General features: G+C 63.1%; 10 protein-coding genes, 1 tRNA gene and 7 pseudogenes. 14 read left to right on the top strand and 4 right to left on the bottom strand.

Annotated elements, in window-relative coordinates; genetic code table 11:
- Both ACFODQ_RS03375 and ACFODQ_RS03370 read left to right on the top strand, forming a co-directional pair.
- On the top strand, positions 1-602 hold a 602-nt coding region (locus ACFODQ_RS03375; protein WP_377015065.1), incomplete at its 5' end, for a zinc-binding dehydrogenase.
- A gap of 113 nt (positions 603-715) precedes the next feature.
- Positions 716-2,091 (top strand): IS3 family transposase gene (locus ACFODQ_RS03370; RefSeq protein WP_377015067.1). Its coding sequence is split into 2 segments (ribosomal slippage): positions 716-1,205 and positions 1,205-2,091, totalling 1,377 coding nucleotides; the frame shifts between segments, so codons are not numbered across the junction.
- Positions 2,092-2,156: 65 nt separating this feature from the next.
- On the opposite strand, the gene ACFODQ_RS03365 is transcribed toward ACFODQ_RS03370, so the two are convergent.
- Complete coding sequence (locus tag ACFODQ_RS03365) at positions 2,157-2,477, bottom strand: FHA domain-containing protein (RefSeq protein WP_165841234.1); 321 nt, start codon at positions 2,475-2,477, stop codon at positions 2,157-2,159.
- Between the two features lie 491 nt (positions 2,478-2,968).
- On the opposite strand from ACFODQ_RS03365, the gene ACFODQ_RS03360 reads away from it, so the two are divergent.
- The 3 genes and pseudogenes from ACFODQ_RS03360 (at position 2,969) to ACFODQ_RS03350 (ending at position 3,920) form a co-directional block, all read left to right on the top strand.
- Entirely contained in the window at positions 2,969-3,151 is a 183-nt protein-coding gene (locus ACFODQ_RS03360) for a CsbD family protein (RefSeq protein WP_021028228.1), read from the top strand.
- 31 nt (positions 3,152-3,182) lie between these two features.
- Positions 3,183-3,568, top strand: a pseudogene (locus tag ACFODQ_RS03355) (PRC-barrel domain-containing protein).
- A gap of 275 nt (positions 3,569-3,843) precedes the next feature.
- Positions 3,844-3,920: transfer RNA gene (locus ACFODQ_RS03350), tRNA-Arg, on the top strand.
- A 196-nt stretch (positions 3,921-4,116) separates the two neighbouring features.
- Here the strand turns inward: ACFODQ_RS03350 and ACFODQ_RS03345 are convergent.
- Positions 4,117-5,703 carry a M14 family metallopeptidase gene (locus tag ACFODQ_RS03345; RefSeq protein WP_377015063.1) on the bottom strand — a complete coding sequence of 529 codons (1,587 nt, stop codon included), beginning with the start codon at positions 5,701-5,703 and terminating at the stop codon, positions 4,117-4,119.
- 58 nt (positions 5,704-5,761) lie between these two features.
- On the opposite strand from ACFODQ_RS03345, the gene ACFODQ_RS03340 reads away from it, so the two are divergent.
- Complete coding sequence (locus ACFODQ_RS03340; protein ID WP_377015061.1) at positions 5,762-5,965, top strand: hypothetical protein; 204 nt, start codon at positions 5,762-5,764, stop codon at positions 5,963-5,965.
- Between the two features lie 178 nt (positions 5,966-6,143).
- Here the strand turns inward: ACFODQ_RS03340 and ACFODQ_RS03335 are convergent.
- A pseudogene (locus ACFODQ_RS03335) lies at positions 6,144-7,255 on the bottom strand (endonuclease/exonuclease/phosphatase family protein).
- A gap of 125 nt (positions 7,256-7,380) precedes the next feature.
- Positions 7,381-9,159 (bottom strand): annotated as a pseudogene (locus ACFODQ_RS03330) (DEAD/DEAH box helicase).
- A 254-nt stretch (positions 9,160-9,413) separates the two neighbouring features.
- On the opposite strand from ACFODQ_RS03330, the pseudogene ettA reads away from it, so the two are divergent.
- The 8 genes and pseudogenes from ettA to ACFODQ_RS03290 all read left to right on the top strand — a co-directional run bounded on the left by ettA (position 9,414) and on the right by ACFODQ_RS03290 (position 18,687).
- Positions 9,414-11,066 (top strand): annotated as a pseudogene (ettA, locus tag ACFODQ_RS03325) (energy-dependent translational throttle protein EttA).
- 62 nt (positions 11,067-11,128) lie between these two features.
- Entirely contained in the window at positions 11,129-12,415 is a 1,287-nt protein-coding gene (locus tag ACFODQ_RS03320; protein ID WP_377015059.1) for a hypothetical protein, read from the top strand.
- Positions 12,415-12,915, top strand: a complete 501-nt coding sequence (locus ACFODQ_RS03315; RefSeq protein ID WP_377015057.1) for a DUF1631 family protein — start codon at positions 12,415-12,417, stop codon at positions 12,913-12,915. Before ACFODQ_RS03320 ends, ACFODQ_RS03315 begins: the two co-directional genes overlap by 1 nt.
- A gap of 450 nt (positions 12,916-13,365) precedes the next feature.
- Positions 13,366-14,387: pseudogene (locus tag ACFODQ_RS03310) on the top strand (Bug family tripartite tricarboxylate transporter substrate binding protein).
- A 297-nt stretch (positions 14,388-14,684) separates the two neighbouring features.
- Complete coding sequence (recC, locus tag ACFODQ_RS03305; RefSeq protein ID WP_377015055.1) at positions 14,685-16,547, top strand: exodeoxyribonuclease V subunit gamma; 1,863 nt, start codon at positions 14,685-14,687, stop codon at positions 16,545-16,547.
- A gap of 558 nt (positions 16,548-17,105) precedes the next feature.
- Positions 17,106-17,174, top strand: a pseudogene (locus ACFODQ_RS03300) (hypothetical protein); the annotation flags it as partial.
- A gap of 164 nt (positions 17,175-17,338) precedes the next feature.
- Positions 17,339-17,830 (top strand): annotated as a pseudogene (locus tag ACFODQ_RS03295) (hypothetical protein); the annotation flags it as partial.
- Between the two features lie 14 nt (positions 17,831-17,844).
- The gene (locus ACFODQ_RS03290) at positions 17,845-18,687 is read left to right on the top strand and encodes a UvrD-helicase domain-containing protein (RefSeq protein ID WP_377015053.1); all 843 of its coding nucleotides are present in this window, start codon (positions 17,845-17,847) and stop codon (positions 18,685-18,687) included.
- The last annotated feature ends 34 nt before the right edge of the window (positions 18,688-18,721 follow it).

Genomic DNA, 18,721 nt, shown 5'->3' with positions numbered 1-18,721 from the left:
GCTCGGGTCTCACCACCTACAGCGCGATCAAGAAGATCTCCCCCCAGGTGTTCAAGGACGAGAAGGTTGTGTTGTTTGGCGCAGGCGGCCTGGGCCTGATGGCCATCTTGCTGATGAAGGCCATGGGTGGCGCTGGCGTCGTGGTGGTCGAGCCTGATGCCAGCAAGCATGCAGCGGCATTGAATGCGGGCGCCGATGTCGTCATCGATCCCAAGTCGGCGGACTTCATCGCGCAGGTCAAGGAGGCTGCCGGTGGCGCCGTCTGGGCCATCATTGACTGCGTGGGCTCGAGCCAGACCGTGCAGCAGGGCATTGACATGCTGACCAAGGGCGGCCACCTGGTACAGATTGGCCTGTTTGGCGGCCATGTGGACCTGCCCACGCCCACACATGCGATCCGCGCCATTACCTACCAAGGCACCTATGTGGGCAACCTGGGCGATCTGCGCGAGCTGATCGCACTGGTGCGCGACAAAAAGCTGAGCCCGGTGCCGACCACCTGCATGCATTTCAGCAAAGCGTTCTCGGCGCTGGTGGCGCTGGAGCAGGGCAAGGCCGTGGGGCGCCTGATGCTGACCCCCAACGAAGAAGCGGTGGCCTGAATCTCCCGCCGCTGAACCAGACCGCCACTGACCATGCAGTGGCCATGCAAAAAGTCCGCGAATGAACTGCACCCCAAAAGTTGGACATCCATCCAACCTTTGGGGTGTTTTTCATGGCGAAGTACGACGAGAGTTACAAGCTGGAAGTTGTCCAGGGCTACGTGCAGGGGCAGCATGGGTTCAGAGCACTGGCCCATGCTCACGGTCTCGACCAAGCGACAGTGCGACGTTGGGTAAAGAGCTACCAGCAGCATGGCCTATCAGGGTTGCGCAAGAAGTTCAGTCGCTACAGCGCTGACTTCAAACTGGCAGTGTTGCAGCGGATGTGGCGAGATGATCTGTCTGCACGAGAGACGATTACCTTGTTTGATATCCGGGGTGGCACGGGTGTCATCAGCGCCTGGGAGCTGCAATATCATGACGGTGGGCCGCAAGCACTTGCACCCCGGCCAAGAGGACGCTCCAAGAAGATGCCAAACCCACCCACAGCCAAGCCCGCACAGGCACAAGCAGTTATGTCTGCGGACGACACGCGTTCGCACGCAGATTTGCTCAAAGAGGTGAAGTACCTGCGCGCGGAGGTGGCGTACCTAAAAAAATTGGAGGCCTTGGTTCAGGCGAAAAAACAAGCTGCGCAGAAAAAGCGCGGATAGTGCTTGAGCTAAGGCCAGATCACGACCTCAAGGACTTGCTGCGGGCAGGTAAGCTGGCGCGCAGCACCTTCTATTACCAGGCTCAAGTGCACAGGAGAGGCGACAAATACGCTGAGCTCAAGGCTCAGATCCGATCTGTCTACGAGCTTCACAAAGGACGCTATGGCTATCGGCGTATTGCGCTTGAACTCAAGCGCAATGGCTGTCATGTGAACCACAAGAGCGTGCAGCGCCTGATGCAGGTAATGGGGATGAAGTCCCTGGTTCGGCCCAAGAAATATCGCTCCTATCGCGCCGGGCAGCACGCGGACGTGGCCAATGTGTTGCAGCGCCAGTTAATGGCCGAGCAGCCTAACCAGAAATGGGTGACGGACGTGACAGAGTTCAACGTCTTGGGTAAAAAGCTATACCTGTCGCCTGTCATGGATCTATTCAATGGCGAGGTGGTGAGCTATCAGATGAATACGCAACCGCGCTTGAAGATGGTGGGTGACATGTTGCGCAAGGCGCTAGGCAAGCTGGGCAGGGAGGAAAAACCATTGCTGCATTCCGACCAGGGCTGGCAGTACCAAAGTCGTGCCTATCGCCGCTTGCTGGCCGATCATGGCCTGGTGCAAAGCATGTCACGTCGGGGCAATTGCTTGGATAACGCAGCGATGGAGAGCTTCTTCGGAACCTTGAAGTCCGAGTTCTTCCACCTCAACAAGTTCAGCAGTGTGGCGCAGCTTCAAGAAGGTCTTCACCACTACATCCATTACTACAATCACCAACGCATCAAGCTAAAACTAAAAGGCCTGAGTCCAGTGCAATACCGGATTCAGGCCTTCAGTCCCTAGCTTCCAACTGTCCAACTTCTTGGGGTCAGTTCAGAATGCGGACTTTTTTCGTGGGGCGGCAGCGCTTAGTCCTGCGTCTCCAAGGTCGGCACGGAGCCGGACTTCACGACGATCTGGAAAGGGCCGACGCTGACCTGGTCACCCGCATACAAAACCTGGCGCTTGACGCGGCGGCCGTTGACAAAGATGCCATTGGTGCTGTCATGGTCCTCGACCATCAACAGGCCGATGTAGTAGCTGAAGGCCCCATGGTCGCGGCTGATGCTCGGGTCGCTCAGGAACAGACCGCTGCTCGGACCTCGGCCAATGGCCGTGCAACCGCGCTCCAGCTGGATGGCGCGGGGGGGAGATTGCAGATCAGAACGAACAAGGATTTCCGGCAACATGGTGAGCTCCTGGAGGAACTGGCTATTGAAAGGTCTGGGCGGATTATGCATCTATTATTCGCTCACAATTGATACACATTGCCAATCATTGTCATAGCAGCGCTCAATGCGCAAAAACTATGAAAAAAAACCAAATAAAAACAAATAATCTAAAAAAAGGGTGCGCGATTGTAGGGGTTAGTACCCATCCTGGGTGCCGGCTTTGTGTCAATCCCTACCGTTTTACTCAAAGGCTTTGAGCGCGGTTTTCAGATGGTCCGCAGCTCAGCACTGAGGATGCACCAACAAATTTCACGCGCATCCAAGCACAAACAGGGCCGGGCATCACTACCTCCCTCCAGCGCAAAGGCGATCGTTGAACCATCCATGGTGAGCCGCTGTAAGCCTATCCCCACTACCGGACAGGTACTGCACCTAGCGTTTTGCCTGTTGTTGCGCGCTATCGTTGAGCCATCCCAACGTTGCTTTGCAACACCACTGAAGGAAAAAGCATGAACAAGAATCAAGTCGCAGGTGCCGTCAAAGATGCGGCTGGCAAGGTCCAGCAGAAGGTCGGTGAAGCAGTGAACAGCCCCGAGCAGCAGGCCAAGGGCATTGCCAAGCAGGTGGAAGGCAAGACACAGAAGGCAGCAGGCAATGTGCAAGAAGCCGCCAAAGACGCTGCGAAGAAATAAGGAGTTGACGATGAAATCCAAATCGATATTGATGCTGGGCGCTTTTGCGATCACGATGGCTGCGGGCTCCGCCTTTGCGCAGACACAAGTGCCCGTTGCAGGTGGCGTAAAGCTGGGTGTCGAGCAGACGGAAATCCAGGCCGTTGCCACGGGTTGGAGCCTCAAGAAGTCTGTTCTCGGCAAGAGCGTTTACAACGAAGAAGGCAAGTCCGTGGGCAAGATCGACGACGTGATCGTTGCGCCCGACAAGGCCGTCTCTTATGCCATCATCGGTGCTGGCGGTTTTCTGGGCGTTGGCAAGCATGATGTCGCGATCCCTGTGGGCCAGTTCCGCGTGCAAAATGACAAGATCACATTGCGGGTGCGACCAAGGATGCGCTCAAGGCATTGCCTAAGTTTGAGTACGCCAAGAAATAATTGCTGCGTCGATGATCAGACTTGAAAAGCCCCAAAAGGGGCTTTGTTGCGTTGGATAGCGTTTGTCATTTTGCACTTGGATCCGCTTGCTGGACCGCCACTGCCTCTACCCATCCATCTTTGGCTTGGCCAGGCCTGTCGCGAGGTTGGGCCGGGTGATTCAGTGCATAATGACGCCCAGTCATAAAAAACAAAACGACCCATGTGGAGCGCTCCGCATATCTTGGGTCTCAGGTTGCGCCCATACCGGCAAAATACCTCCATCAACCAAACATCTGCCCGTAGCTCAGTTGGATAGAGCAACAGCCTTCTAAGCTGTGGGTCACAGGTTCGATCCCTGTCGGGCAGGCCAAACTCCTATGCAGCAGGCTAGCTGCTGCTGCCGCACGCAATCGCATTCCCCATACTGATCACACGCCGTGTGTAGCATCGTATGACTGTTCAACTACCCAAAAGCAATGCCCGCAGTTCAAAAGTACTGCGGGCATTTTCTAATCAGAGCCAGCCATGCATCGATCAATGCATGGCTACGAAGGGCAGGGTAGCGCTTACTCGGTCTCTTCGTAAACCAGCGAGGGATTGTTCATCGACCGGGCCACATCGTTGAGGCTGGAGATGATGTGGTTGGCAAAAAAGCTGCTTTGCGTGTCGGGCTCCAGCGCCGCAATCGCCACATTGGCCAGCGACTGGTTCAGCGGAACGTAGTAGCTGCCTTCGGGCACGTCGATGGCGACACGCTCCAGGCCGACCTTGACGCGCTCCACGCTCTGCTGCCCAGGGCCCAAGACATCGCTCTTGGCGCTGCTGCTGCGTTCTTGCTCCTGGTAGGTGTCGGCCAGCAGGTTGCCGGGCTCGGCCACGCGCAGCACCTGCAGGCCCAGCGCGCGCAGTTTGTCGACAGCGTCGGTGGCATGGCCCGCCAGCCAGTAGCCGCAAGGGCGTGCACGCTTGGGGCCGGGGTTGAGCTTGACCGAAGAGTGCCAGTCCACTTCCTGCTGCATCTCCTCACCCGTTTGCGGGTCGAGGAAGACCACGCGGCGCTTTTCCGTGGTTTGTTGCGACTCCAGCGTGAACTCGCCCCGGCAGGCCTGGGAGGCGATGTCGCGGTTCGCGTAGTTGCGCACCTGCTCGAGCTCCTTGGTGCGCTGGGCGGTGGTCTGCAGTGCCGAGGCGAGCGCCACATACTGGCTGTGTACGCGGCGCTGGATATGCGCGCGGCCAATGCCGACACCCCGGGTCTCGACCAGCATCGTGGCGGCGTTCTTGAGCGCGTTCACATTGCGGCCCGTATCGGGGCGCACGCCGCCCATGGACAGCGACAGGTCCTGCGGGTCGCGGGTGGTGGTGTAGTACCAGTTGGTGCTCTGTCCCTGCTCGGTCAGCGCCTTTTGCATGGGCAGCAAATACCATTCCGTGGACGCCTTGGCGATGAACTCATGCACATTGGCGGTGGTCGGCGTTTGCAGCAGCGCGTCATAGCGCTGCACGCCCTTGAACTTCTCCAGATAGCGGCCAGCCACGGTGAACTCATGGGCATCAAATACCGCAATGGGGCGGTAGATGCGGCTGAGCTTGGCCAGCGCCTGGGCTTCGGGCGTCTGCAGCAGCAGGTGGTCGCGGTTCATGTCCAGGCCATTGGCGGTGCTGCGCCGGCCAGCGGCTGCGCCATCGGGGTTGGCGCGGGGCACGAGCAGCACGTTGATCTTGTCGAGCACTGAGGCCAGCGGGCCTTGCTTGAGGTCCTGGGCCAGGGCCAGCAGCGCTTCGCTGCCGGCGGGCTCATCGCCATGCTGCTGGCCGATCAGCAGCACGGTAGGGCGCTGGCTTTGGTCCAGGTCATGCAAGCTGGTGCTGGCAGCGCGGGTCAGCAACAGCGCCAAAATGGGCTGGCCTTCCTGCGAGGTACCGGCGGTGACCAGCTCAGCCTTGGTGCCGGACTGGCCTGGCGTGGCCAGTTGGCGCAGCCACTGGCCCAGCTCGGCATTGCTGGTGTAGGTGGTGCGGCCCGCGCTCAGTCCTGGCGTGGCGTAGCTGCGCTCGGGATCGGGAAATCGGGCAGCGACTTCGTCGCTCTCCTTCCATCCGCCAAGAGGGCTGCCTTGCAGCGGAACCGTCTCGACCGGCGTGGCGACCACGCCTGGGCTGCCGATGCCAGGGATCTGTACGGGGCTGGGGCCGCTGGCAGGTTTGGTGGTGACTGTCCCGGGCGCTGGCTGGCCGCCCGCGATCGGCGTGCTGTTCCAGGCAGGCAGTGGCGTGCTCGAGCATGCGGACAGCGCAAGCGCTGCGGCGATGACAGTCAGGCTGGTCCAGCCTGGCACTGCGCGCTGGGTGGATGGGGATACTGCGTCGGGTTTCATCATCGTTGTTGTGCGTGACGAATCACGCCCCTCCTGAAAAATACGTTGCCATTATGCAAAGCCGCGTGCAGCTTTTACGTAGGATGGGTGCGAAACAATAAGTTTCCGTGCGTATCTGAAACACACGCTGTCGGCGGCGGTTTGCGCCGCTGCGGTGCCGCCTGGCGGGCGGGTTCATCGCAGGCCCGGAGGAAGCGCCTCAGCGTCGCAGGGCGCTAGGCGCCATCATGCGACTGCTCGAATGTACCAGCCGCATCCAGGTCGGGCGACCAATCCCCGGAACCAGCCCCGGGTGTCAGGGCCCGCATGCGCAGCAGCGCACGCACGAAACCGTGGTCCGAGCGGCTGCGGTCGCGCCCTTCATGCAGGTGGTCGTTGAAGTAATCGACGCGGCGCACAGCGCCCACGGCATGGCGGCTGCGCGGGTCGAATTCCTCGCTGACCAGAATCTGGTCGAGCACTGCGGGTGCGCCTTGGTGGATGTGGGAGTAGGCTACATCTTTTTTCAGCGCTGCATCACTCAGCAGATCGAAGGCATTGAACAGCGCGCGGTCGCGGGCCTTGCGGTCGTAAGCGACCTCGGAGCTGGCGGAGATCATCTGCGTGGTGACGCTGTCGGGCGTGTCGTTGAAGTCGCCCAGCACCACCAAGGGCATGCGCGTGTGGCGCAGCAGGTCGATCACCAGGCAGCGCAGCGCTGTGGCTTCCACGCCGCGCATGACCAGCGAGCGCAAGGAGGCAAGGGCGGCGATCTTGGGGTTGTCGCGGTCTTCGAGCGGATTGCCATTGGCATCGAGTAGAAACTTGGGGCGCTTGGATTTGAGGTGGCAGGTGAGCACCGTGAGGATCTGGCCGCGTTTCATCTGCAAGGTGGCGACAAGTGGCGGGCGCTCAAAGCGGGTGTGGACGCCCAGGCCCGGAATGGGCTGGCCCAGCCCGCAGGAAAATCGGTGAACGAGCGCGTGGCCAGCACCTTCAGCCGCGTAGCCAGCCCCACGCGGGGGGTGCCGCTGGCACCAGCCCGGCCTTCGGTGTTTTCTGCGCCGGGCACCGCCGCATAGTGGTAGTGCAGGCCGCTGGCGGCCAGTGCTTCGGTGAAGGCGGCTTCGTCCCATACTTCCTGCACGGCCAGAATGTCTGCATTCAGGGTCTGAAAGCGGCCGCCCAGCCATTGCGTCTTGCGCTCGTACTGCGCCCGCGTGTAGGGCGCCTGGTTGGCGTAGAACTCCCGCTCGGGCAGCGCCAGGTTGAGCACATTGCAGGTGGCGACCGTCAAGGTGTCGGGAGGCAAGGGAAGCGCTGCAGGGTTGGCAGCGGAAGAGGGCATAGAAAAAGGCCGCATGAAACTCGCTTTCGAATGCGGCCTAACCCTAGCGGAATTGGGCGTCCAAATCAACTGCCATCGGCGATGGCGGTAGAAATGCGACGGCCCAGAACGCTGTTTATCGCGATCTATCGCGAGAAGGAGTGGTTGCGGCCGCCCCGGCCTGCACCACCACCGCCGCCGCCGCCATTGCGGTTGCCACCGCCAAAGCCGCCGCGGCGGCCGCGCTCGGCCATGCTGTCCACGCTGGTGCGCATCGGATCGGGCTGGGCCGCGCCGCTGCGGCGATGGTCACGGCCATCGACCGTGCCGCCAAACTGCGTGCCCAGGTGGGCATCAGCGCGTGGCTGGCGTTCGCTGTCCTGGCGCGGGCCGCGACTTGCACCGGGGCCTGCCTGGCGTGGACCTTGCGACGCGCGCTGTGGGCCACGCGCCTCACCCGAGGGGTGGCGTGGGCCTTGGCGGCCGTCGCGGCGTGGTGGGCGCTGCTCGCGGCGTGCCTGGTCCAGGCCTTCGCCGCCAAACTCTGCACCGCCTTCGGCGCGTTCAGCGCGTGGGCCGGGGCTGCGCTTGGCATTGCCGCCGCGCTGGCCGCCGCCTGCATTGCCACCAGGGCCGCGAGCGACCTTGTTGGTGCGCACGCGTTCCATCATTTCCTGGCGGGCAGCCTTGGCCGCTGCCTGCATCACATCACGGCCGGGGGCCTTGCCTGCGCCGCCCCAGATGGTCTGGCGGCCCATGGCGATGGGTTCGGCCTTTTCACCTTCTTCCGGACCAAAGCCTTCGAGCACCTGCACAGGAATGTCCTGCTTGGTGAAGCGCTCGATGTCCATCATGAAGCCTTCTTCATCCATGCACACCAGGCTCACGGCATTGCCTTCGCGGCCAGCGCGGCCGTGCGGCCGATGCGGTGCACGTAGTCTTCCGAGACATTGGGGATCTCGTAGTTGACCACGTTGGGCAATTCATCAATGTCGATACCGCGTGCTGCAATATCGGTGGCGACCAGCGCGCGCAGATCGCCGGACTTGAAGCCTTCGAGGGCCTGGGTGCGGGCGCTTTGGCTCTTGTTGCCGTGCAGCGCCATGGCCGAGACGCCATTCTTGCTGAGGTATTCGGCCACATTGTTGGCGCCAAACTTGGTGCGGGTGAAGACCAGCACCTGGCTCCAGTTGTTTTCCTGCACGATGTGCAGCAGCACCTGCTTTTTCTTGCGCGGCCCACAGGGTGGATCACTTGCTTGATGCGCTGCACCGTGGTGTTGCGCGGCGTCACCTGGATGGACTGCGGGTTCTTCAGCAGGCCACTGGCCAGCTCGCGGATTTCATCGCTGAACGTGGCCGAGAACAGCAGGCTTTGCTTGTCCTTGGGCACCATCGCCAGCACTTTTTTCACGTCGTGGATGAAACCCATGTCCAGCATGCGGTCAGCTTCGTCGAGCACCAGGATCTCGACCGTAGACAGGTCCAGAAAGCTTGCTGCTGCAGATCGAGCAGACGGCCGGGAGTGGCCACCAGCACATCGACGCCCTTTTTGATGCGGTCGATTTGTGGGTTCATGCCCACGCCACCAAAGATGACGGTGGACTTGATGTCCAGGTGCGTGGCGTAGAGGCGCACGTTTTCTTCGACCTGGGCGGCCAGCTCGCGGGTGGGGGCCAGAATCAGTGCGCGGATGGCCTTGTTGCCCCATTTGTTGCGGCTGCCTTCAGATTGGGTCAGGCGCTGGAGCATGGGCAGCGTGAAAGCGGCCGTCTTGCCGGTGCCCGTCTGTGCGCCGGCCAGCAAATCGCAGCCTTGTAGCACGAGCGGGATAGCCTGGGCTTGGATAGGGGTAGGCGTGTCGTAGCCTTGTTCGCGCACAGCCTGCACAATGGCAGGTGCCAGATTCAGTTCTTCAAAGTTCATTGGATCAGATGCGTCCAACCTGGACGCTGGGTATCGGCCTCGTCTAAGCAATTTTTTGGAATAATTGCAGCCAGTCAGGTAGGCAGATGGGTTCAAAGAGGGAGCCCGGAACTGTGTCCATCGTCCCCAGCATTAGCGCTGAAGTCCTAGGCAACTGGAGCCTTTGACTGCGGGTATTGTCGCATGCACCGATAATCCCAGGGTGGCCGCGATCAAAAATCGCATATTTTTTTACTGATTTACCAAAAGAACACATGGCTCAATACGTTTTTTCGATGAACAACGTCACCAAGACGGTTCCTCCGAAGCGACAGATTCTGAAGGGTATTTCTCTGAGCTTTTTCCGGCGCCAAGATCGGTGTGCTGGTCTGAACGGTTCGGGAAAGTCCAGCTTGCTCAAGATCATGGCGGGCGTCGACAAGGAGTTCGAAGGCGAAGCCATCCGATGGCGGGACTGTCGATTGGCTACCTGCCGCAAGAGCCTCAGCTCAACCCCGAGCACACCGTGCGCCAGGCGGTTGAAGAGGCGATGGCCGAAGTCAACAATGCCAAGGCACGCCTCGAAGAGGTCTATGCCGCCTATGCGGAAGAAGACGCCGACTTCGATGCGCTCGCTGCCGAGCAAGGCCAGCTGGAGGCGGTGATCGCCGCTGCGGGCACCGACTCCGAGCACCAGCTCGAAATCGCGGCCGACGCGCTGCGCCTGCCCGCCTGGGATGCCATCGTCGGCCAACTCTCCGGTGGTGAGAAGCGCCGTGTGGCGCTGTGCAAGCTGCTGTTGTCCAAGCCCGACATGCTGCTGCTTGACGAGCCGACCAACCACTTGGACGCCGAATCGGTGGACTGGCTCGAGCAGTTCCTGCACCGCTTTACCGGCACCGTGGTGGCCATCACCCACGATCGCTACTTCCTGGACAACGCGGCCGAATGGATTCTGGAACTGGACCGAGGCCATGGCATCCCCTACAAGGGCAACTACTCCGACTGGCTGCTGCAAAAGGGCACCGCCTGAGCAGGAGCAAAAGGGCGAGGAAGCCCGTGCCAAGGCCTGAAGAAGGAGCTCGAATGGGTGCGCCAGAACGCCAAGGGCCGCCAGGCCAAGTCCAAGGCCCGTATTGCCCGCTTTGAAGAGCTGAGCGATTACGAATACCAGCAACGTAACGAAACCCAGGAAATCTTCATTCCTGTGGCCGAGCGTCTGGGCAGCCGCGTGATCGAGTTCAAGAATGTCTCCAAGGCGTTGGTGACCGTCTGCTGATCGACAACCTGAGCATGAACATTCCGGCGGGCGCCATCGTCGGCATCATCGGCCCAACGGCGCGGGTAAATCCACGCTGTTCAAGCTGATCGCCGGCAAGGAGCAACCCGATTCGGGCGAGGTCGAAATCGGCCAGACGGTGAAGATGGCCTTTGTGGACCAGCACCGCGATGCGTTGGCCAATGAAAAGACCGTGTGGGAGGACATCTCCGGCGGCCTGGACATCATCAACGTGGGCAAGTTCCAGATGGCCTCGCGCGCCTATGCGGGTCGCTTCAACTTCAACGGCCAGGACCAGCAAAAGAAGGTGGGCAACCTCTCCGGTGGTGAGCGCGGTCGCCTGCACCTGGCCAAGACACTGATCCAGGGCGGCAACGTGCTGCTGCTGGACGAGCCCTCGAACGACCTGGACGTGGAAACCCTGCGTGCACTCGAAGACGCCTTGCTGGAATATGCGGGTACAGTATTGGTCATTTCCCACGACCGCTGGTTCCTCGATCGCATTGCGACCCACATTCTGGCGGCGGAAGGGGATAGCCAATGGGTATTTTTTGATGGAAACTATCAAGAATACGAGGCAGATAAGAAGAAGCGGTTGGGAGAAGAAGGGGCAGCGCCCAAGCGGATGCGCTACAAAGCCCTGAAGTAACCCACACCGTACGCCCGTCGCTTTTGCCAAGCGCCGGGCGTTTCAACTGGGAGAGGTGAAGCGTGGAGCAACGGGCCGTATCGGTATTTGACACCTGTCTGGAGCAGGCATTGCATGAGGCCGAGCCTTTGATGGCTGCCATGGGCAATGCGGCTTTGGCGTCTTTGGCTGCGCAGTTGTCGTCTTACAGCAACGCACAAGATCAACAATTGTTGCTGTACGCGCAATCCCAGCTGGCCAGCAAAAAGGCGCAACTGCCGCTCGCGTATGCGCTGCGTCTGCGCCAGGCCGTCTTTGCGATTGCGGAGGGCAAGCGCGAGGACTACCACGCGCAGATGAGCGGCCAGGGCCAGGCCGATGGCTTGCAGGAAGACCGCAACGCGCTGCGCGCCCAGATCGAATGGGGCCGCATGCAGATCAACCTGCTGCAGCAGACCGAGCAAAGCCTGACGGGCCTGGAGCGCGTCTACCGCCCATTGCGCAAGATCACCCGCTACTGGCGCAACGGTAACCCTTTGCACCACACCGTATACCTCGACAGCCTGCAGGCCACGTTGAGCGATGTGGAAATTTCTGCCGACGCAACCGCGCTGTTTCTGCCCGACATGGTGGGCGTCATGGCCGACCACCTGCAGACCAGCTACCAGCGCATCATGACCTTGGCGATGAACAGCTATGCCGAGCTGCTGGCCAAGGCCGAGCTCAAGCGCCGCGCCGCCAAAGACAATACCCGCAGCTTTGTGCAGCGGACCAAGAGCCTGTTCGACATCCCGGCGCATTGCCCCGTGGGCGCCGTCCGGGCCTATAAAACCTTGATCCCGGTGATGGAGCGCATGGCCGCCCAGGACAGCTCGTTCTGGACCGATGCCGACCACCCCGCCCGCGTGCTGGTGCAAACCATTGTCGACAAGGCCACGGTGCTCAAGGAAGAGGGCCGCGCGCTGTCCGATCCGCAGTTCCCGCAGCTGGTGACCGAGACGGTCGAGACGCTGTCGGCCCTGGCCCAGCCCAGTGCGGCAGATTTCGCCCAGGCGCTCAGCCGCTTTGGCGTGCGGCTCAAGCCCCGGCTGTCGTCGGCGCTGCAGGATGTCAATGATTCGGGCTACTCCAGCAGCATGCTGCTGGAGAGCCAGTGGGGCGCGTCGGGCCTCATCAGCATCAGCCCTGAATCCGACTGGGCGCAACTGGCCCAGATGCAGGCAGAGCGCGAGGTGATGGCGCAGCCCGCACCCAAAGCCGGACATCAGCCCGAGCCTGCGCTACAGCCAGCCCCAGCGCCGCTGGCGGCCAGCGCCGCCACGCCAGGCCCTGAGCGTCTGCCAACCTGGAGCAGATCGAGGCCGAGGTGATGCTGCGCCTGGCCACCAGCTTGCACAGCTTTGATGTGGACCCGGCGCTGCTGGCAGCCTTGACGGGCGCCTGGCCCAAGGTGCTGCTGCAGGCGGCCGAGCGCTCAGGCCAGGATTCATCGCATTACCGCGCCTACCAAGAGGCGGTGGACGACGTGTTGGCCCTGGCAGGGGCCCATGCCAGTGCCAGCATGCACAGCGATGCAGACATGCTGATCCCCTCGCTTCTCACGCGCCTGAAGGCCGGCCTGACCAGCATCGGCTGGATGCCCGAGCGCATTGCACCGGTGCTCACCGCCGTCGCGCAGATGGCGCCCAGCGCGCTGGTGGAGCTGCAAATGGTGCAGGAAGAGGGGCGCCATGCGGTGCCGGCCGTGGCCGCGCCATTGCCCGCTTCTGCGGGGGCCATTGCGTTGTCGCCTGCGCCAACCCCATCGGCCTGGGCTCAGCTGCCCGAGGCGTGGACGCCATGGGTGAGGATGAGCCCGCCATCATCGTGACGGCTCGATGCTCGATGCCCCCAAGCCCGACAGCGTGGGGCTGTGGATTGGCGGCAAGCGCCTGGAGGCCGGGGTCTGGCTGGAGTTCCTGGGCCAAGGTGGTGGCTGGGTGCCAAGCAGCTGAGCTGGACCAATGCGCGCTCGACCATGTTCCTGTTTGTCGCCAGCGGCGGCGCGAGCCAATCGATCACGCGCCGCATGCTCGAGAAGCTGGCGCAGGAGCGGGCGGTACGGCCGGTTTGAGTGCTGGCGGGCAGAGGTCGCAACTGCCTAGTCGCCAACCGCTCATCGCCTAAAGGGCATCTGGTTTCAGGCCTTTTGGCCGTGGCACAATCTCCGCTTTCGGGGCACCAAGCCCCAGTGGCATGCAGCCACACCAGGCTGCAGCCACCATCAGCCAATAAGCCAATCGCCTGGATGTGCTCAGCGTCCAGGTGCCAAGGAGACACCATGAGCCCATTCTCGCGCAGCCGCATTGCGGCCGCATGCCTGCCCTCGCGCCGCAACCTGCTGGCTGCCACCTTGCTGGGCGCCGCAGCCCTGCTGCCCCTGGCCTCGCAGGCCGCCGATCCCAAGAAGTACCCCGAGCGCACCGTGCGTGTCGTGGTGGGCTTTTCTGCTGGCGGCACCACCGATGTGGTCGCGCGCATTATGGCCAAGGAGCTGACGGCCGAGCTGGGCCAGTCCTTTGTCGTGGACAACAAGCCAGGCGCTGGCAGCAACATCGCCACCGAGCAGGTGGCCCGCGCCGAGAACGATGGCTACACCCTGCTGTTCGTTGCGGTCACCAGCGCGATCAACCAGACGCTCTACCCCAAGGTGCGCTTTGACCTGGAAAAGGACTTTGCGCCCGTCGCGCTGGGCGCCAAGGTGCCCAATGTGCTGGTGGTGAACCCCAGTGTGCCCGCCAATAACGTGCAAGAGCTGATCGCCTTTGCCAAGGCCAACCCCGACAAGGTCTCCTACGCGTCCTCGGGCAGTGGCACCTCGATCCACATGGCAGGGGAGCTGTTCAAGCTCCGCACGGGCCTCAAGACCCAGCACATTCCCTACAAGGGCAGCTCGCCTGCGCTCACCGACCTGATGGCCGGCCAGGTGCAGTTCATGTTCGACAACATGCCGTCGGCCTGGCCGCATGTGAAGGCGGGCAAGCTCAAGGCGCTGGCCGTGACCACCACCAAGCGCTCGCCCACCGCGCCCGATCTGCCGACGATGGAAGAGAGCGGTATCAAGCCTTTTGATGTCTCGTCCTGGTTTGGTCTGATTGCGCCGGCAGGCACCCCGCCTGAAGTGGTGGCAAAGCTCAATGCCGCGATGAACCGCGCCTTTGACAAGCCCCAGGTCAAGGAAGCCTATGAAAAGCTCGGCGCTGTGGCGAGAAGAACACGCCCGAGCAGTTTGGCGCCTTCATCAAGTCCGAAGTGGCGGCTTGGGCACCGGTGGTCAAGTCCTCGGGCGCGACGGTGGACTGAGGCGCGCCCCTTTCCCATCCGCACAGGCAGCTTCGGCTGCCTTTTTTTCTGGCCTGCGCTGGCCTGGGCGACGCCAGCAGGCGGTGGCCTGCGTTAAAGTTCCCAACTGGCACATCCTGACTGATCTTCCTCCTCTGATGCAATCCTCCCCCGTCCATGCGATGACCTCCGGCCTGATGGTGATACACAGCAACCATCCGGAGGCTTTGCGGGACCTGGTCGTGGCCTGGATGCAGCGCTACCACTCCGCCCCCTGGAGAGCGAGACGATTCTGGTGCAAAGCAATGGCATTGCGCAGTGGCTCAAGCTGTCGATGCCCAGCCGGTGGCAGAGGGCGGCTGCGGTATTACCGCGGCTGTCGATGTGCAGCTGCCTGCGCAGTTTCTGTGGCAGGCCTACCGGGCGGTGCTGGGCAAGCACGAGGTGCCCGAGATATCGCCTTTGGACAAGCAGCCGCTCACCTGGCGGCTGATGCGCCTCTTGCCCGATCTGCTGGCCCAGCCCGCGTTTGCCGCGCTGCAGCGCTTTTTGGCCGAGGACCATGACCAGCGCCGGCGCTACCAACTGGCCGAGCGCATTGCCGATCTGTTTGACCAGTACCAGGTCTACCGCGCCGACTGGCTGCGCGACTGGGCCGAGGGCCGGGACCAGCTGCGCAGCGCACGCGGCGATATCCAGCCGCTCGATGAAGAGCAGCGTTGGCAGGCGCAGCTATGGCGCGCGCTGCTGGACGATGTGGGCGCCGCCGGAATGGAGACCAGCCGCGCCGCCGTGCACCAGCGCTTTGTGCAGTACCTGCAGTCGCCGCAAGCGCTGCAATCGCCGCAGGCGCATGTCCCCCGCCTGCCGCGCCGCGTGGTGGTGTTTGGCATCTCGTCGATGCCGGCGCAGACCTTGCAGGCGCTCGCTGCCATCTCGCGCAGCTGCCAGGTGCTGCTGTGCGTGCACAACCCCTGCCGCCACCACTGGTCGGACATCGTCGCCGACAAGGATTTGCTGCGCCACCAGTACCGGCGCCAACAGCGCAAGGGCAGCATGCACAGGCTTATCCACGACGACGACCTGCACCAGCATGCCCATCCGCTGCTGGCCGCCTGGGGCAAGCAGGGGCGCGACTACATCCACCTGATTGACGAGTTCGACCAGCCGGACCAGTACGCGTCGCTGCTGGGGCCCGTCAATGGCGGGCGCATTGACCTGTTTGGTGAGGCCGAGCCCAGCCATATGCTGGCCCAGTTGCAGGACGACATCCTGGACCTGCGGCCGCTGGCCGAAAGCCGCGTGCTGTGGCCGGCGGTGGACCCGGCGCAGGACGCCTCCATCCGCTTTCAGACTGTGCACAGCCCGCAGCGCGAGGTGGAGGTGCTGCACGACCAGCTGCTCGCCCGCCTGGGCGCCGATCCTAGCCTGCGGCCGCGCGACATCATCGTCATGGTGCCCGATATCCAGGTCTATGCGCCGCATATCGATGCGGTGTTTGGCCGCATCGCCCGCAGCGATGCGCGTTACATCCCCTATTCGCTGGCCGACCAGAGCCAGCGCGGGCGCGAGCCCATGCTGGTGGCGTTGGAGCATGTGCTCGCGATGCCTGAGAGCCGCTTTGCGGTGAGCGAAGTGCTCGATCTGCTCGCTGTCGATGCCCTGCGCCAGCGCTTTGGCATTGACCCGGATGACCTCGCGTTGCTGCACCGCTGGATCGAGGGCGCCGGTGTGCGCTGGGGTCTGGATGCCGCCCAGCGCGCCCGCATTGGTCTGGCGCAGGCGGGAGAGACCAACAGCTGGCGCTTTGGCCTGCGCCGCATGATGCTGGGCTTTGCGGTAGGCCGTGGCGAGGCGCTCGGAGACATCCAGCCCTACGACGAGATTGGTGGCCTCGATGCTGCCGCGCTGGGCGGCCTGGCCGCTTTGCTGCGCGCATTGGAGCAGGCCTGCGATCTGCTGGCCGAGGACCTGCCGCCCAGCACCTGGGTGGAGCGCGCCCGCGAGGTGCTGGTCTTGCTGTTTGACCCCAGCAAGAACATGAAAAACTGCTGCAGATGCAACTCATCCAAGGCCTGGAGCGCTGGCTGGGCCAGTGCGAAGCGGCAGCGTTTGACGAGGCCTTGCCGCTGTCGGTGGCGCGCGAGGCCTGGCTGGCCGGCATGGATGCCAGCAGCCTGAACCAGCGCTTTATGGCCGGGTCGGTGAGCTTTTGCAGCCTGATGCCCATGCGCGCCATTCCGTTTCGGATGGTCTGCCTCTTGGGCATGAATGACGGCGCCTATCCGCGCCCGGTATCGGTGCTGGATTTTGACCTGATGCGCCAGCGGTACCGGCCCGGCGACCGCTCGCGCCGCGATGATGACCGCTACTTGCTGCTGGAGGCGGTGCTGTCCGCCCGCGAGCAGCTCTATATCAGCTGGGTGGGGCGCAGCATCCGCGACAGCACTGCCCGGCCGCCTTCGGTGCTGATCGGTCAGCTGCGTGACCATCTGGCCCAGGGCTGGCAACTGGCGGGCACCCCCGCAGCACTGTCTGGCCCTGCCGCTGGCGAGGCGCTGCTGAGCGCGCTCACGCAAGAGCACCCGCTGCAGCCTTTTCAGCCCACGTTACTTCGCGCAGCCGCCCTCGCATGCGGGCAGCGATGGCCTCTACACCTATGCACAGGAATGGCATGGTGTGCACGGCGATGGCCTGCAGACCGAGGCGGCCGAAGACGCGCTGGAGGCCTTGCCCGAGATGGGGCTGGAGGCCGCGCTGAACCTGCGCCAACTGCAGGACTTTGCACAAAAGCCGGTGGCTGCTTTCTTTCGCCAGCGCCTGCGTGTGTATTTTGAGGACGAGGACCTAACGGCCAGGACGAGGAAATGTTTGCCCCCGATGGCCTGCAGGCCTGGGCCTTGCAAGCGAGCTGCTGAGCGCCTTGGAGCCCTGGGTGCGCGACAACCCCAGGCGGCGGCCGATGCGCCCGCCTGCGCGCGCAGCTCGATGCCGCTGCCCAGCGTTTGCGGCTGGAGGGGCGCCTGCCGCTGCGCGCCTTTGCCGATTGCGCGCTGGAGCCGCTTGCGATGCCGCCCAGCGTGCGCTGCAGGTCTATGCGGCGGCAACTGCGCTACTGGCCGCAGGCGAGCAGCGCAGCACTGGAGCTGCGCTACAGCGATGGCGCAGAGGGCCCGGCCGTGGCCGACTGGTTGCGCGGCCTGCGCTGGGCCGATGCAGCCGGCCAGCAGCAAGCCGCCAAGATCAGCCTGTCTGCCGGCCGCTTGCATGCCGGCGAGCAGCTGCGCTATGACCGCCTGGTGCGCGCCTGGGTCGAGCACCTGGCCTGGCACAACGCGGGCCAGGCGCTGACGACGGTGGTTTGTACCGAATCGGGCATTGCAGTGTTTGCGCCGCTGGCCGCTGGCGCTGCGCAAGCGGCCTGGCGCCAGTTGCTGGCGCTGTGGCAGCAAGGCATGCGCGCGCCCTTGCCGCCGCTGTGCGTACCTCCATCGCCAGCCTGGCGCCCACGGCATCTGTCGGCCAGCTCGCGGCGCTCTATGACGACAGCTACCGGGGCACCGGTGAGCTGCAGCGCTCGGCCGAGCTGGCCCGGGTGTTTCCGGATTTTGATGCGCTGCTGGCCGCTGGTTTGCTGGATGTGGCCCAGCAGCTCTATGGCGACATGCTGAACCACGTGCAATTGGTCAATGGCCAGCATCCGCAGGCGCTGGCGCGCTTTGCGGAGGGTGATGCGGGCGACGCGGGTGATGGGAGGGGCCGCAATGAGCGCGATGCCAAGCGATACCACTCTGCCACTCGAGCCGCTGCGCTTTCCGCTGTGGGCAGCCGCTTGATCGAGGCCAGTGCCGGCACCGGAAAAACCTATACGATCGCCGCGCTCTACCTGCGTCTGGTGCTGCAGCATGGCGGCGAGCAGGCCTTTGGCCGGCCGCTGGCGCCGCCCGATATTCTGGTGGTGACCTTCACCGATGCGGCGACGCAAGAGCTGCGCGACCGCATTCGCCAGCGCCTGTCAGAAGCTGCCCAGCTGTTTGCGCAGAACCCGCAAGAGCCGGATAGCGAAGCGCAGTGGATCCCTTGCTGCTGGCACTGCGCGCCGACTACCCCGCCAGCCGCTGGCCCGCCTGCGCCCGTTTGCTGCACGAGGCCGCGAACTGGATGGACGAGGCGGCGGTCTCCACCATCCACAGCTGGTGCTACCGCATGCTGCGTGAGCATGCGTTTGACAGCGCAGCCTGTTCCAGCAGAGCCTCATCACCGACCAGAGCGAGCTCCTGACCCAGGTGGTGCAGGACTACTGGCGCCGCCAGTTCTATGATCTGCCCCCGCCAGCTCACTGCGCAGCTTGCTCC

It is taken from the genome of Comamonas sp. JC664 (assembly GCF_042647185.1).
Note: the sequence above shows the minus strand (reverse complement) of the source record. Positions and strands in the feature narration are given on the sequence as shown.

Excerpts from the sequence above, each read along its gene's own strand:
- ACFODQ_RS03315 (WP_377015057.1), top strand. The coding sequence starts at position 12,415 with ATGCTGCGCCTGGCCACCAGCTTGCACAGCTTTGATGTGGACCCGGCG.
- ACFODQ_RS03360 (WP_021028228.1), top strand. The coding sequence starts at position 2,969 with ATGAACAAGAATCAAGTCGCAGGTGCCGTCAAAGATGCGGCTGGCAAG.
- ACFODQ_RS03365 (WP_165841234.1), bottom strand. The coding sequence starts at position 2,477 with ATGTTGCCGGAAATCCTTGTTCGTTCTGATCTGCAATCTCCCCCCCGC.